Origin of the sequence: Archangium lansingense, assembly GCF_026626635.1 — a bacterium.
In the GTDB taxonomy this organism is placed as follows: Bacteria; Myxococcota; Myxococcia; order Myxococcales; family Myxococcaceae; genus Archangium; species Archangium lansingense.
In genome coordinates this window covers 2,045,635-2,060,484 of the sequence record NZ_JAPNKA010000001.1, presented here as the reverse complement: position 1 = coordinate 2,060,484, position 14,850 = coordinate 2,045,635, and the positions used below count along the sequence as shown (strand labels likewise).

Genomic DNA, 14,850 nt, shown 5'->3' with positions numbered 1-14,850 from the left:
CCGGACCCCCGGCACACCTCCAGCGTCCCAGTCCAAATTTCCGCGTTTCCTCGTGAACGCCAACATCTTCTCCTGGGGCTACAACAACTACGGCCAGCTCGGCGATGGCACCACCGCCGCGAGCGCCTCGCCCATCCAGGTGGCCAGTCTTTCCAACACGGAAGCCATCTCCGCCGGCTCTTCCCATTCCCTCATCCTGCGCGCCGACGGCACGCTCTGGGCCTGGGGCTACAACCTCTACGGCCAGCTCGGTCAGGGTGTCAGCAGCACTCGCGCGTCGCCTGGACAGGCCCCGAGCCTCACCAGCATCTCGGCCCTCGCCACGGGAGACGAGCACTCCCTCGCCCTGGGCTCCGACGGCTCCGTCTGGGCTTCGGGCAACAACACCCATGGCCAGCTCGGTGATGGCACCACCATCCCGAGCCAGTCCCCCGTCCTCCTTCCTGGCGTCTCTGGCATCTCCGCCATCGCCACGGGCTCCGGCCACTCCCTGGCCGTGAGCGCCACCGGCTCCGTGTGGACTTGGGGCCGCAACGACTACGGCCAGCTCGGTGACGGCACCACCACCCAGCGCTCCACCCCCGTCCAGCTCTCGAGTCTCTCGGGCATCTCGTCCGTCGCCGCCGCGGCCCATCACTCCCTGGCGCTGGGCTCCGACGGCACCGTCTGGGCCTGGGGTGACAACACCTACGGCCAGCTCGGTGATGGTTCCTTCACCAGCCGTTCCGTGCCAGTACAGCTCCCCGGGCTTCCCAACAACATCGTGGCCATCGCCACCAGCACCTATCACTGCCTGGCCCTGGGCTCCGACGGCACCGTCTGGGCCTGGGGTGGTAACTTCAACGGGCAGCTCGGCGATGGCACCACCTTCGCGCGTCCCACCCCCGCCCAGGTCTCGGGTGTCTCGGGCTCTGTGTCCATCGCGGCGGGTCTCCACCACTCCCTGGCCGTACTCTCCGACGGAACCGTCTGGGCCTGGGGTGACAACACCTACGGCCAGCTCGGTGATGGCACCACCACCCCGCACTTCACGCCTGCCCAGGTGGCGGGCCTCTCCGGTGTGGCGAAGGTGGTCTCCCGGCATCTCCATTCCTTCGCACTACGCCCCCAGGGCACCGTCTGGGCCTGGGGTGACAACGCCAACGGAAAGCTCGGCGATGGCACCACCACCCAGCGCAACACCCCGGTGCCCATCCTCTCCGGCATGACTGCCCTTGCCACGGGCCCCCAGCATTCCCTGGCACTGCGTGCCGACGGCACCGTCTGGGGTTGGGGCGACAACTTCCACGGACAGCTCGGCGTTGGTACCCGGTGGGTGAGCACTCCGATGCAGGTGCGGGGCACTCCTGGCTCCATCCCCATCTCCTCCAGCCACAGCCACGTCGTGACCGTGCGCGCCGATGGCACGGTGTGGGGTTGGGGCCACAACACCTTCGGCCAGCTCGGCGATGGAGCCAGCGTCCATCGCCCCGGCCCCGTGCAGATACAGGGGCTCTCCTGCATCACCGCGGCGTCGGCTGGCTACTACTTCTCCCTGGCGTTGCGGTGTGACGGCACGGTCTGGTCCTGGGGGGCCAACGAGGCTGGCCAGCTCGGCGACGGGACACGCATCCAGCGCAACACTCCCGTGCAGGTGCAGGGGCTCACCAACGTGGTGGCCATCTCCGCGGGTGGCCGCTTCTCCGTGGCGCTGCGCGCCGATGGCACCGTCTGGGGTTGGGGCTACAACCGGGATGGGACGGTGGGTGATGGCACCATCGAGCACCGTCTCGTCCCAACCCAGGTGATGGGGCTCACGGATGTCGTGGCCCTGTCCGCGGGTGGCGCCCACGTCCTGGCACTGCGCGCCGATGGCTCCATCTGGGCCTGGGGCAACAACAACGTTGGCCAGCTCGGTGATGGCACCACCACCCAGCGCAACCTGCCCGTGCTGGTCGAGGGCATCTCGGGTGTCAAACTCCTCGTCGCAACTCCTGGCAATTCCCTCGCCATGCGCACCGATGGCACCCTCTGGGCCTGGGGTAGCAACCATGACGGCCAGCTCGGAGATGACACCAACATCGGGCGCAACACTCCCGGCCCGGTCCCCGGCATGTCCAACATCGTCTCCATGGACGCCGGCTTCGCGCACATGCTGGTCGCGCGCGCCGATGGAACCAGCTGGACCTGGGGTACCAACTTCTATGGGCAGCTCGGCGACGGGACCCTCAATCACACCCGCCTTCCGCGGCAGGTGCCCGGTCTCACCAACGTCGCCGCCGTTGCATGCGGCGCCTATCACTCGGTCATCCTCCACGAGGATGGAACGATCCGCGCCTGGGGTGATGGACAGTACGGCCAGTTGGGGAATGACCCGGCCAGCGTCGTAGCGGCCCCAGGTGCCGTGGCCCAGCTGAGTAACGTCGTCTCCATCAAGTCAGCCAGCAACCACACCGTGGCCCTGCGCTCCGACGGCACCGTCTGGGGCTGGGGCCAGAACTACCTCTCGGTGCTCGGTGATGGAACCAACACGGATCGACCCCTGCCGATCCAGGTGCCCTCACTCACGAACATCTCGCTCATCGCCACGGGCGCCTACCACGCACTGGCGCTGCGCTCCGACGGCACCATCTGGGGCTGGGGCGCCAACAACGAGGGACAGCTCGGTGATGGAACCCTCATCCGGCACACCACCCCTGTACAGACGCCCCTGCCGAGCGGCATCACGGCCTTCGCCCTGGGCATCGCCCACTCCCTCGCCCTGCGCTCCGACGGCACTGTGTGGAGCTGGGGGCGGAACACCCTCGGCCAGCTCGGCGATGGCACCACCACCCCACGCAACATCCCCATGCAGGTGATCGGCCTCACCGACGTCGTGGCCATTGCCGCAGGGGACGGCCACTCCCTGGCCGTGCGCTCCGACGGCACCCTCTGGGGCTGGGGTGACAACCTGTGGAATCAGCTCGGCGATGGCACCACGACCTCGCGCCTCTCTCCCGTACAGATTCCCAATCTGACGGGCATCACGGCGGTCGCCGGAGGTGAGCGCCACTCACTGGCCCTGCGCTCCGACAGCACCGTCTGGGGCTGGGGCTCCAACGTCTATGGCCAGCTTGGAGACGCCACCCAGTTCTCGCGAGCCACCCCGGTCCAGGCGTCCTCCTTGACGGGTATCTCGGCCATCTTCGCCGGCGCCAACCACTCCCTCGCCCTGGGGACCAACGGCTCCGTGTGGGCCTGGGGGAACTCGTCGCATGGGCAGGTCGGCGATGGGACGGCCGTCACGCGCATCGCACCGGTGCAGGTGGGGCTCGGGAACGCGACAGGAATCTCCGGAGGCATCACCTTCACTACGGCCCTGCGCTCCGATGGTTCCGTCTGGAGTTGGGGCAACAACCTGTACGGCATGCTCGGCAACGGCGACATGGCCTACCGCAAGTCGCCGGGTCTCGTCTCGTTCCCCTGACGCCCCCCGGCTCACGGGGGCCCTCCACGCCCGCCCGGCTCGCTCACGGCATCCGCCGTGAACCGATGGGCGGGTGTGGCCGCGTCAGGGCAGCGTGCGGCCGAAGCAACGCCCCACGGCCTGCTTCAGCGTGGCGGTGTCTCGCGAGAGCACGAGGTTCGTCTCGCAGCCATTCCACATCTGGTCATAGACCCAGGGCTCGCCCAGGGGGATGAGCCGGCGCTGGTGGATCTCCCACCCATCGAAGCCCTGGTCCACCAGGGTCTGCACCAGCCTGGAAGCGGAAGAGCCGGCCTGTTGGAGCGCCTCGGGGAAGACCTCGAGGATGAGCACCAGGTCGGGATTGCGCGCCACCGTCCTACGCATGCCCTCGAGCACGTTCTGTTCGTAGCCCTGGACGTCGATCTTCACCAGGCGGATCTCCCCGTCTGGGATGTCCTTGACCGCCTCATCCACCGTGGTGAGCGGCACCTCCTGCCCCGAGGCAGCCGCGCCCTCGCGCGCCACGCGATGATCGCCGTAGTTGTAGGGGTGGAGCGCCATGCGCACGGAGCCCATGCGGTCACCCACCGCCTCGCGGCGCACCTCCACGTTCTCCACGTGGTTGAGGCGCAGATTCTCGCGCAGCAGGTCGTGGTTGTGCTGCTCCGGCTCGAAGGCGATGACCCTGCCACGCGGCCCCACCCGGCGGCTCAGGGTCAGGGTGTGCAGGCCGATATTGGCGCCCACGTCCAGGCACACCCTGCCGTCCAGGTCCAGGTGCTCCGTCAACCGGCGAAACTCGGGCTCATAGTCACCCTCGACGTAGAGCAAGGTGCCGATGATCTCATCCCGAAGGTCCACCTTCATCAGGTTGCCGTTCACCTGGACCTGAACCTCGGGGTTCATCCGGCAGAGAAGAGGAATCGCCACCCGGCGCTTGAGCGCCTGCATCCACCAAGGCATCCGCATGGGGCTCTGCTTATAGGCTTCCACCCAGAAGGGCTCAAGCAACCTCAAGGCGGAGAGAGCAGCGTGTGTACGTACTCCTGGATGCTCCTCCGCCGTTCTTGGGCCCGCGCCAGGATCGTGGCCCGGAGCCCATCCGCCTGCTCGGCCAGCGCCAGCGCGCGGGAGAAGATGTCCTGCTCCGGCGAGGACAGATCCACATGCCAGGCCTCCAGCCCCAGGGAGGCCATGAAGTCGAGGCACTTCTCACGGTAGCCGAGCATGAGCGGCGGCGTCCCTGCGCAGCACGAGAGCACGGCGGCGTGGAGGCGGACGGTGAGCGTGAGGGTGCACGGGCCGACGAGCCGCATGTACGCCTCGGCCGTCTTGGGCTCATGGATGACAGCCCCCTCCCGGCCCACCGTGGCGGCGAGACGGCGAAGGCACAGGGCATCCCAGTCGTGCATGGCCACGAAGACGGGCTCCCACCCCTGGGCCAGGAAGTGCTGGACGGCACGTGCCAGCCCGTCCAATCGCTCGTCGGGGTAGCCCTCTTTCTCTCCTGGAGGGGAGAGCATGGTGTTGACGGCGAACCGGCGAGGGAGCGCGGGCGGCTCGGAAGCCTCGCGAGCGAATACCAGGGCGAGATCGCCAATGACCTCCACCCGTGGAACGTTCAGCGCATCGAGCGTAGCCTTCGAGAGGGGGCCACGTACGCCCACGGCCCGGAAGTCCCGCAGCAGCTCGCGCCACTCCAGCAGTTCCGGCCGGGGCTTCATGTTGAAGCCGGCACTTCCCACCCCGGTCCCCAGCGTCCACGCGGGCAGCCCCTGCCGGAGAGCCGTACGGGCGACGGGTAACCCATAGGGGTTGATGAAGGTCCCTCCGCCGAGGATGAACTGCTGGAAGTAGCGCGATCCGGACAGCCCCAAACGCGCCAGGCGCATCTCCCGGGCAGGAAAGCGGAAGGTGGCCACGTGGAAGCCATCAAGGACCTGCCGAGCGGCCTCGAAGAGGGCATCATCCCCGAGGTTCTGGAAGCCATGGCCGCCCACGTACGCGAGACGAGGCCGTCCCTCGAGGAGAGGAACAAGCCGCTCCTGGACGGCGATGACGTTGCGATGGACGGAGTCGAGCAGGGAGCGCATACGTGGGAGGACTCTGCCCGTCTTGCCACACCGCGCCCCTTCGCGCGAGCGGCATGAGGGCCTCGCACCGCTCCAGTGGCGGGAGAGCGGCCGTGCATCCAGACGCGCGCTACCGCCCAGCGGCCGCCAGGAGCGCACACAGCGCGTCCACATGGGCTCCGGCGTTGAAGCGTCCAGCCATGCGCCAGGCCCCCTCGCGCAGCCGCGCATGGTGGCCTGCATCGGCGAGCGCCCGGACGATGGCACCCGCGAGGCCCTCGGACGTGGGCGGGTCACCCGGGGCCAGCTCACCGGACACACCTGGCTCGCACCAGTCGGGGATGCCGCCCACCGCGAAGGCCACCGAGGGCAGGCCCACGCCGCCCGCCTCCACACCCACCATGCCGAAGGGCTCGGGCCAGACGCTGGGCACCGCGAGCAGGTCCGCCCGCCGCATCAACGCCTCCCGCCCGGCCGAATCAACCCACCCCGCGAAACGCACCGGCACGCGCCGGGCCGCCGCCTCCGCCTCCATGCGTGGGCGCTCCGGACCATCCCCGGCCACCACCAGCTCCAGCTCGCGGCCCAATGCCGCACGGGCCTCGGGCAGGGCGCGCACCAGCTCCACGCCCCCCTTCAGCTCCGTGAGCCGCCCCACCATCAATACCTGCCCGGACAGAGGCCGCGAGGCGGGAGGCTCGGGGTCCGGCGCCCCATCGCCAAACAGGGGCACGCACACCACCTGGGAGGCGGAGAGTCCGTGCCGAAGGTACTCCTCGCGCATGGCGCGGCTGCCCACCACCACGGTGCCGTAGCGGCGAGCGAGGGCGAGGCGGCGCTGCTGATAGCGGTACTCGCGCAGAGCGGTGAGGGGGCTGCGTCCGCCGCAGCGGCGCGGCAGGTAGTGCACGAGGCACGCCGGGCCGAGCACGCGCTGGCAGGGCACGGGCCGGGGGAAGGCATGGCGCTTCATCCCGCTGATGCACGTGCCGTAGTAGGCGTGGAGGAAGAGCAGCGCGGGGTAGCGCTCCAGCAGCGCCTCCTCCAGGCGGAGGTCCTGCACGCCATGCTGGTAGACGCGGTCGGGCCGCCACCCCGCCACGGCCTCGAGCACCCCCTGGCGTCCGAGCGCGGCAGTGCTCCACACGGGGATGCCGAGCCCCTCATCGATGCGCGCCTGCCCGGGGGCGGCGTCATGCTCGACGAGCAGCCCAGGGGAGTGGCCGCGAGCCTGGAGGAGTGGCAGCAGCGTGCGCAGGTGGGACTCCACTCCGCCCACCACTGCGCGGTGCCGCGCGACGAGGAGGATGCGCTGGCCGTCGCTCATACCGTCCCAGAGGGTTTGTTGGAGAAAGACAGGCGCGCGGAGAGCGCGTTCCACCTGGGCCGCACGTAGGATTCCAGCGGCCCGACAAAGGCGGCGGGGCCCACCACGAGCCCGTACAGCAGCGCGGCGGCGACCCCCACCGTGATGAAGCCGAACAGGTGGTCGGGCGCCCAGGCAAGGGACAGCGTGGTAGCGAGCACCAACACCACCCCGGTGCGCCAGAACCAGGGGATGAGCGGCTGGAGCAACTGCCCCAGGGAGACGCCGGAGTGACGTGCCAGCGCTCGCAGGTGGCCCGGGAGACTCACCAGCACCAGGCCCGCGAGCGTGCCGAGCGGCGCACCGATGAAGCCGAGGAGTTGCAGGCCCACCGCGCCCACCACGAGGGCCACCAGCCCGTCGGCCAGCGCGGTGAGGGCAATGCGGCGCTCGTCACCGAAGGCGAAGGTGGCCATGGCGGTGGCGCCGCTCCAGTGCCGCAGCAGCATGTTGAGGGCAATGAGCCCGGAGACGCCGAAGCCCAGGTACTTGTCTGGGCCGACCCACAAGCCCACGAAGGCACCATTGGCGGCCACCACGCCCGTGGTGAGCAGGCCACTGACGAGCAGCGAGGCCTGCACGAGGCTGGTGCACACCTGCAGCAAGCGCTCGCGGGACTCGCCGGTCCTCATCTGGCTGAGGCCAGGTAGCGCGGCGTTGACGAGCATGCGGGGCTGGTGGATGAGGATGGACACCGCCTTGGAGGTGCACGCGTAGGCAACGGCGGCCTCGGGGCCGAGCAGCTTGCCCACCAGCAACAGGTCCGTCCCGGTGAGCAGCACGGTGGCGAGCTGATTGACGGTGACCCAAGCGCCCCGGCGAAACCAACCGAGCACCTCGGTCCGCTCGAGCCGGGGCAGCCGCCGAGGCAGCACATGCCGGTGGCGCCATACGAGCCGCACGCCCGCCAACGAGGCCTGCAGCAGTTGCTGGACAATCCATCCCCACGCGAGCGACACCACCCCGTGGCCGAGCAGCACCAGCCCTACCGTGGTCCCCGTGCCCGCGGCCCAGCCCACCATCTGCGCGCCGGAGAGCCAGGCGAGGTCCTGCAGTCCCTCGAGGAGCGCGGACAGCATGCGCAGCGGATAGAAGAGGACGAAGGCCAGCAGCGTGGGGCCCAAGGCCGGGCGCAGCGCTTCCCAGTCCGAGGGCAGCAGCCACCACAGGCCGAGCGCCGCGCATCCAACGAGCAGCGACTGCATCAACGCCAGCCGCAGGGTGAAGCCCACCAGGCGCGGTGTGGCCTCGGGGCCGTCCGCGCGGCCGGTGGCGCTGGCGAGCTCCCGGGGCACCAAGGCGATGACGCCCACGTCCAGCAGCAGCAGCCAGCTGAGCAACTGGAAGCCGACGAGCCACAGGCCGTACTGCTCGGAGCCGAGACGCTCCAGCAGGAATCGGGTCAGGAAGAGCCCGACCCCCATGGTGAGGAGCTGGTAGGCGTAACCCACCCCCATGCCACGGAGGTAGCGGCGTGTTCGGCTCATAGAAGGACGCTCCTATACTGCCATCGCCCGGCCCGGGAGCAGTCCCAACCTCGCCTGAATGACGCCAGGCCCCCCCTCCTCCGGGCGGCCAGCCGGTCCTCCCGGGCCTGTTCCCACCTCTCATGGATGCATCGTTGCCTTGACCCGGCCGGTCGACCTCTGGTGGGTTCCGCCCGGTGAGGTTGCTCTTCCTCAGTCCAGTGGGGGTGGTGGGTGGGGCGGAGCGGACGCTCCTGGACCTGCTGGATTGCCTGCGCCGTGCACCCCAGGCGCCCTGGCTCGGGCTCATCGCCGGAGCGGAGGGGCCGCTGACGGAGCAGGCACGGGCCTTGGGCGTGGAGACGCTCGCCCTGCCCCTGTCCACCGAGCTCGCCTCACTCGGAGACTCGCAGCTGCGCGGCGCTGGAGCGGAGCGCTATCTGCGCTTCGGAACCGCCCTGGCCCGGGCGACGCCCTCCGCGGCGGCCCACTTGCTCGCCCTGCAACGGGCCCTGCGGCACTTCCGCCCCACCCTCGTCCACTCCAACGGCCTCAAGACGCACCTGCTCTCCGCGCTCTGCGCCCCGGGTGCCCCCGTGGTGTGGCACCTCCATGACTTCCTGGGCGAGCGGCCCCTGCTGCGACGCGTGCTGCGGCTGGCCGGGGTGCGCGCGGCGGCGGCCATCGCCAACTCGGCGGCAGTGGCGGAGGACGCCCGGCACGTGCTCGGCCGTGTCCCGGTACACCCGGTGCACAATGGCGTGGACACGGAGCGCTTCTCGCCCGGCCCCGCTGAGGGCGGATGGCTCGACACGCTCGCGGGCCTGCCCCCGGCGCCAGAAGGAACGGTGCGGCTCGGGCTGGTGGCCACCTACGCGCGCTGGAAGGGGCAGGAGGTGTTCCTCCAGGCCGCGGCGCGCCTGCGGGCCCAGCACCCCACGCATGCAGTGCGCTTCTACGTGGTGGGCAGCCCCGTGTACCGCACCCCGGGCTCTCAGTTCTCGGAGGCGGAGCTGCGCAACACCGCGCACGCGCTGGGCCTGGAGGCGCACGTGGGCTTCATCCCCTTCCAGTCCGAGCCCGCCCCCATCTACCGGGCACTCGACGGAGTGGTGCACGCCAGCACGCGGCCGGAGCCCTTCGGAATGACCATCGTCGAGGCCATGTCGTGTGCCCGAGCGGTGGTGGTGTCCGCGGCGGGCGGCGCCGCGGAGCTCGTCCGCTCCGGGCACGACGCGCTGACCTTCTCGCCCGGGGACGTGGAGGGGCTCGCCGGAGCGATGGCGCGGCTCGTCCGAGAGCCGGAGCTTCGCGCACGGTTGGGTGAGGAGGCCCGGCGCTCGGTGCTCGCACGCTTCACCCGCGAGCGCTATGCCGCCCAGGTGCAGGAGGTCTACATGAAGGTGCTCGGAGGGCGGGCATGAGCGAACGGCATGCGGACGCGCTCGGCGTCTCCTGGCACCTGCTCACCGGCGAGTTCCCCCCGCAGCCCGGCGGGGTGAGCGACTACACGTGGCAGGTGGCCGAAGGGCTCGCACGCGCGGGCTGCACCGTCCATGTCTGGGCCCCGGGCGAGTCACGAGACTCCCAGGCCCCCGAGGGCGTCACCGTACACTGGCTGCCCGAGGGCTTCGGCGTGCGGGGCCTGCGACGGCTGGAGCGCGAGCTGGAGAGACTCCCCGGCCCCAAGCGGCTGGTGGTGCAGTACGTGCCCCACGCCTTCGGCTACAAGGCGATGAATGTCCCCTTCGCGCTGTGGCTCGCGCGGCGCCGAGAGGACGAGATGTGGATGTTCTTCCACGAGGTCTGCTTCCCCTGGGGCTGGAAGCTGCCGTGGCGCCACAACGTGCTGGGTGCCGTCACGCGGGTGATGGCGGCGCTCACGCTGGCGCGAGCAGACCGCGTCTTCGTCTCCACGCTGTGGTGGAACAGGCTCCTCCACTCGCCTCCACGCCGGGTGCCCATCGAGTGGCTGCCCGTGCCGAGCAACCTACCCACCCGGCCGCCCGCGAGTGCGGTGGAGTCCCGCCGCGCCTCGCTGCATCCCTCTCCGGAGGCAGTGCTGATCGGCCACCTGGGGACCTACGGGGAGCTCATCACAGGGCTGCTGGAGGAAGTGCTGCCCGCGCTGCTACGGAAGGACGCACGCCGCCGGGTGGTGCTGGCGGGCCGGGGCAGCGCACGCTTCGCCGAGCAACTCACCAGGCACCATCCAGAGCTCGCCGGACGTGTGCAGGCGCTGGGAGGACTGCCTGGGGACGAGCTCGCCGCCGCGCTGAAGGCCTGCGACGTGCTCGTGCAGCCCTTCCCCGATGGAATCAGCACGCGCCGAGGTAGCGCCATGGCGGGACTGGGGCTGGGCATGCCGCTGGTGTCCAATGCGGGCCCCGCCACGGAGCCTCCCTGGCGGGACTCTGGCGCGCTCGCCCTGGCCCCCGAGGCCACGAGCGCCGCTGTCCTGGAGGCGGCCGAGGCCCTGCTGTCCGAGCCAGAGAGCTGGCCCGCCCTGGGCCGGCGCGCGGCCGAATTCTACATGGAGAACTTCTCGCTCGCGCATACGCTGGACGTCCTGCAGGACCGCGTCCGCGCGCGCGTGGTGGAGGACACATGAGCAACACCGACATTCCGTTGCGGCTGGCGTTGCTGATGGACCCGCTCGAGGAGCAGTGGCCGAGCATGGACCTCGCGGGCGAGGCCCTGCACGAGCAGTTCCACGGCCCGCTAGCGGAGAAGGTCTGGGTGACGTCGGTGCGCCCCAAGCTGGTGCCCCTGGCGCGGCGGTTGCCCGTGCTGCGCGAGCGACGGGAAGCACTCAACGTGGACCGGGTGCTGACGCGCTTCCTCGCCTACCCAGCGCGGGTGGCGCTGCGCTCGCGCGGGCAGGACGTCTGGCACGTGGTGGACCACACGTACGCGCAGCTCGTGCACGCCCTACCGCCCGGGCGCGCGGGTGTGTACTGCCACGACCTGGATGCCTTCCGCAGCGTCCTGGAGCCGGAGAAGGAGCCGCGGCCGGCGTGGTTCCGAGCCATGGCATGGACCTCGCTGAAGGGGCTGCAGCGGGCGGCGGTGGTGTTCCACAGCACCCGTGCGGTGCGCGATGAGCTGCTGCGCCACGGCGTCGTCCCCCCGGAGCGGCTGGTGCACGCCCCCATGGGGGTCTCGTCTGAATTCGGGCCCGAGCCGATACCGGGAGACATCAGCGAGGAGATGCTGCGTCCGCTCGGCGGCCATCCCTACGTGCTGCACGTGGGCAGCGGAATTCCCCGCAAGCGCCTGGACGTGCTCTTCGAGGTCTTCGCGGCGCTGCGCCGCCGGCATCCAGAACTGCGCCTGGTGCAGCAGGGGGCCGCGCTGACCGACACGCAGCGCGACCAGGTAACGCGGCTCGGCATTGGCGACGCGCTGCTGCAACCTCCAAAGCTCGACCGGGCATCGCTCGCGGGACTGTACCGGAAGGCGCGGGCCGTGCTGGTGACGAGCGAGGCCGAGGGCTTCGGCCTGCCCGTCATCGAGGCCATGGCCTGCGGGACGCCCGTGGTAGCAAGCGACTTGCCCGTGCTGCGCGAGGTGGGCGGGGACACCATCACCTATGCCCCGGTGGGAGACGTCGGAGCCTGGACGGAGGCGGTGCACCAGTTGTTGGGGTCGCCGGAGCCCGAGGCGGCCCGAAGCCAGCGGCTCTCCCGCGGGCGCGGCTACTCGTGGGCGAACCACGCGCGCACCATCCTCGACACCTACCGGCGGCTCGCGGGGCATTGAGCCGGAGCCTGGGAGACGCATGAAGCTGGCGCTCGTCACCCACAACGTCATCCGCGGCGACGGGCAAGGGCGCGTCAACTACCAGCTCGCCCGGCATGCACTCGCCCGGGGCCACGAGGTGCTGCTGCTGGCGGACCAGGTGGAGCCGGACCTGCTCGAGCGAGGCGCGCGCTGGCTGCGCATCCACCCCCGCGTGCAGAAACCCCACCTGCTGAAGGTGGCCGAATTCACCCAGCGGACCTCCGCCCTGGTGCGGCGCGTGAGGGACGAGGTCGACATCCTCCACGCCAACGGCTACGTGCTCGACGAGCCGCACCACCTCAACACCTCGCACTTCGTCCACGCGGCGTGGCTGCACTCCAGCGTGCGAGCCTCCGAGGTAACGGGCCGGCTGCAGTCCACCTACCAGTGGCTCTACACGGCGGCCAATGCGCGCTGGGAGCAGAGGGCCTACCGTCAGGCTCGGCTCGTCGCCGCGGTGTCGGAGCCAGTGCGCGCGGATCTGCTTGCAACAGGCCTCCCGCCCGAGCACGTGGTGACGGTGCCCAACGGCGTCGACCTGGAGGAGTTCCGCCCGGGGAGGGAGCCGCGCGCAACGTGGGGACTGCCGGAGGACCGGCCGCTGGCCCTCTTCGTGGGAGGTATTCGCACGGGGCGCAAGAACCTGGACACGGTGCTGGCCGCGCTGCGCGAGGTACCGGGGCTGCACCTGGCCGTCGTGGGAGACGTGCGAGGCTCGCCCTTCCCCGCCCTGGCCGATCGGCTGGGGGTAGCGGACCGGGTGAGCTTCCTCGGCTTCCGCGACGACGTGGCCCGGCTGCTGCGCGCGAGCGACCTCTTCGTGTTCCCCTCGCGCTACGAGACGTTCGCGCTGGTGGTGCTCGAGGCGCTGGCCTCGGGTGTCCCGGTGGTGACGGCCCGCTCGGTGGGGGCCGCGAGCCTCGTGACACCCGAGTGCGGTGTCGTCCTGCCGAATCCGGAGGATGCCGCCGCGCTCAGCCGGGCCATGCGCTCCCTGGTGGAGGATGCTCCGCTGCGCGAGCGCATGGGGCTCCGGGCTCGCGAGGTGGCCCGGGAGCACGGCTGGGCGCAGATGGCCGAGGCCTACTTCCGTCTCTACGAGCGGCTCGCGGACTCCTCCATTCGTTGACTCCACTCACCGTGCCCCGGACTGCATTATGGGGTCATAGAGAATGACGGTGGGGTGCTGGCCAGGAGCGCCGCCCAGCCATCAGTACTCCTGACAAACCCGGGCATCCGCTCCACCCTGGATGGGGAACGGATGCCCGAGGGCCTTCATCAATCCGGGAAGCCGCGTGTAATGGGAACGGGGGCCAGCTGGTAGTCACTGGCCCAGTTGCCCTGCAATTCCTTGCCCTTCACCGTGAAGAAATTGGTCAGGGCGATGGCCACCTGGAACGAGAAGTCGGTGGAGTAGACGCGCTGGTCCATGGAAGTGCCGGCCGGCACGTTCTGGAACCACTTCATCCACTCCGCGGTGCCACCCTGCGGGGGCGGCTTCGGACCGCCGTCGGGAACCGCCCCGTCGGGAACCAGGCTCGACACCGCCGGGTACTGGGCCGCGTTGTGGCAGCTCAGGCACGAGGTGGTGTTGAGGTCGGCGGGCCCGTTCAGCCGCCCGTTCCAGCCCAGGTGCTGCGGCGGCAGCTCCTTCGACGGGAAGATGACCGTCTCCTTCAGGTCGGGATTGACCTTGGTCTCGGTCGGCGGGAACGGGTTGGTGGTATTCACCTTGTTGTCGGGATCATTGCCCCACATCATGCCCACCGGCACCAGGTTCAGGAACTTGTTGGGGTTGTTCACCTGGCCGTTGTAGGCAAACGTCCCAAAAACCCAGCCAGTGCCGCCGGGCCCATCGGCGCGGGTATCGCGCACGGCGATGTCCATCTGCAGCAGGTTCACCTTGGTGACGATGCGCTTGGAGGACTTCCAGAAGTTCTCGGTGATGTAGGCCGTCCACTGCAGCGGGTTCTGCATGAAGGGGAGCTGGTCATCCCCCTGGGGCGCATCGGTGAACAACAGCTTGGCGAACACCGTGCCGGGCGGGAAGCCGCCGCCGTAGCGTCGATCCGTCGCCCGCGGATCCGGATTGTTGGGATCGGCCCACATCCGGCCCAGCGTGTAGCCAGCCATGTCATTGACGAGCGTGATGGCATAGACCGAGTAGCCGCCATCCTTGCCCTTCTGCCCAGGCCCGAGCTGCAGAGGGCTGAGAGGGGCCTCCTTGATGAGACCATGGAACCCCTCCGTCCCTCCGTTGGGCGGATAGGCATTCGGACCCTCCGTCGACGGATGCAGCCAGGGAATGTGATACCAGCCGCGCTTGGTGTTCTTGAAGGGATCCCAATCCGGCAGGTTGCCGTCGAAGGAGTAGTCGCGAACGGCCAGCAGGTATTCCTTCGGGTTCTTCCGGAAGTCGATCTTCTGAACGAAGTCCGGCTGCTTCTTCGGCTTGACGGTGGGGAAGTCCGTCTTCAGGCGGAAGATCGGCTGGTCGGAATACTTATTCAGATAATCCTGAGTGGAGACCATGTAGCCGAAGTCGGGGAACGGGGTCTCCTTCAGCTTGTATCCTTCCGGAGTACGCAGCAGGGCCTCGGCGGCGGCCGGCGCCTGGGCCGTCAGCTGCTTCTTCGGAGCCAGCTTCTGCTGAGCGGACGCCACACCACCCGTCAGCGAGAGACCCATGGCGGCCAGCGCCGCCGCTGCATTCCATTTTTGTGTCATGCCTGATGT

10 protein-coding genes are annotated in these 14,850 nt (G+C 69.8%); 5 read left to right on the top strand and 5 right to left on the bottom strand.

Annotation, left to right across the window (positions count from 1 at the left end):
• The first annotated feature begins 52 nt into the window (after positions 1-52).
• Positions 53-3,445 (top strand): RCC1 domain-containing protein, encoded by a 3,393-nt coding sequence (locus tag OV287_RS08265; protein ID WP_267533443.1) that lies wholly within the window; start codon positions 53-55, stop codon positions 3,443-3,445.
• 84 nt (positions 3,446-3,529) lie between these two features.
• Here OV287_RS08265 and OV287_RS08260 read toward each other — a convergent pair whose 3' ends face one another.
• From OV287_RS08260 to OV287_RS08245, 4 genes are all read right to left on the bottom strand, one after another.
• On the bottom strand, positions 3,530-4,396 hold the full coding sequence (locus tag OV287_RS08260) for an FkbM family methyltransferase (protein WP_267533442.1): 867 nt from the start codon (positions 4,394-4,396) through the stop codon (positions 3,530-3,532).
• 44 nt (positions 4,397-4,440) lie between these two features.
• A complete protein-coding gene (locus OV287_RS08255) occupies positions 4,441-5,520 on the bottom strand; it encodes a polysaccharide pyruvyl transferase family protein (RefSeq protein ID WP_267533441.1) in 1,080 nt (359 codons plus the stop codon).
• Positions 5,521-5,629: 109 nt separating this feature from the next.
• Positions 5,630-6,826, bottom strand: coding sequence for a glycosyltransferase family 4 protein (locus OV287_RS08250; protein WP_267533440.1), 1,197 nt, complete (start codon positions 6,824-6,826; stop codon positions 5,630-5,632).
• Entirely contained in the window at positions 6,823-8,352 is a 1,530-nt protein-coding gene (locus tag OV287_RS08245; RefSeq protein ID WP_267533439.1) for a lipopolysaccharide biosynthesis protein, read from the bottom strand. The genes OV287_RS08250 and OV287_RS08245 overlap by 4 nt, the downstream gene beginning before the upstream one ends.
• A 176-nt stretch (positions 8,353-8,528) precedes the next feature.
• On the opposite strand from OV287_RS08245, the gene OV287_RS08240 reads away from it, so the two are divergent.
• From OV287_RS08240 to OV287_RS08225, 4 genes are read left to right on the top strand one after another with little or no spacing between them, the layout of a single operon-like run.
• The gene (locus OV287_RS08240; RefSeq protein WP_267533438.1) at positions 8,529-9,755 is read left to right on the top strand and encodes a glycosyltransferase family 4 protein; all 1,227 of its coding nucleotides are present in this window, start codon (positions 8,529-8,531) and stop codon (positions 9,753-9,755) included.
• Entirely contained in the window at positions 9,752-10,942 is a 1,191-nt protein-coding gene (locus OV287_RS08235) for a glycosyltransferase (protein WP_267533437.1), read from the top strand. Before OV287_RS08240 ends, OV287_RS08235 begins: the two co-directional genes overlap by 4 nt.
• Positions 10,939-12,093: a glycosyltransferase family 4 protein gene (locus OV287_RS08230; protein WP_267533436.1), complete on the top strand. Its 1,155-nt coding sequence runs from the start codon at positions 10,939-10,941 to the stop codon at positions 12,091-12,093. Before OV287_RS08235 ends, OV287_RS08230 begins: the two co-directional genes overlap by 4 nt.
• A 19-nt stretch (positions 12,094-12,112) precedes the next feature.
• Positions 12,113-13,243, top strand: a complete 1,131-nt coding sequence (locus OV287_RS08225) for a glycosyltransferase family 4 protein (RefSeq protein WP_267533435.1) — start codon at positions 12,113-12,115, stop codon at positions 13,241-13,243.
• A 149-nt stretch (positions 13,244-13,392) separates the two neighbouring features.
• Here OV287_RS08225 and OV287_RS08220 read toward each other — a convergent pair whose 3' ends face one another.
• Positions 13,393-14,841, bottom strand: coding sequence for a hypothetical protein (locus tag OV287_RS08220; protein WP_267533434.1), 1,449 nt, complete (start codon positions 14,839-14,841; stop codon positions 13,393-13,395).
• Positions 14,842-14,850: the final 9 nt, after the last annotated feature.

What these genes read in the sequence shown, in the direction of transcription:
- OV287_RS08260 (WP_267533442.1), bottom strand. Translation starts at nt 4,396, where the DNA reads ATGCGGATGCCTTGGTGGATGCAGGCGCTCAAGCGCCGGGTGGCGATT.
- OV287_RS08255 (WP_267533441.1), bottom strand. Translation starts at nt 5,520, where the DNA reads ATGCGCTCCCTGCTCGACTCCGTCCATCGCAACGTCATCGCCGTCCAG.
- OV287_RS08250 (WP_267533440.1), bottom strand. Translation starts at nt 6,826, where the DNA reads ATGAGCGACGGCCAGCGCATCCTCCTCGTCGCGCGGCACCGCGCAGTG.
- OV287_RS08245 (WP_267533439.1), bottom strand. Translation starts at nt 8,352, where the DNA reads ATGAGCCGAACACGCCGCTACCTCCGTGGCATGGGGGTGGGTTACGCC.
- OV287_RS08235 (WP_267533437.1), top strand. Translation starts at nt 9,752, where the DNA reads ATGAGCGAACGGCATGCGGACGCGCTCGGCGTCTCCTGGCACCTGCTC.
- OV287_RS08230 (WP_267533436.1), top strand. Translation starts at nt 10,939, where the DNA reads ATGAGCAACACCGACATTCCGTTGCGGCTGGCGTTGCTGATGGACCCG.
- OV287_RS08225 (WP_267533435.1), top strand. Translation starts at nt 12,113, where the DNA reads ATGAAGCTGGCGCTCGTCACCCACAACGTCATCCGCGGCGACGGGCAA.
- OV287_RS08220 (WP_267533434.1), bottom strand. Translation starts at nt 14,841, where the DNA reads ATGACACAAAAATGGAATGCAGCGGCGGCGCTGGCCGCCATGGGTCTC.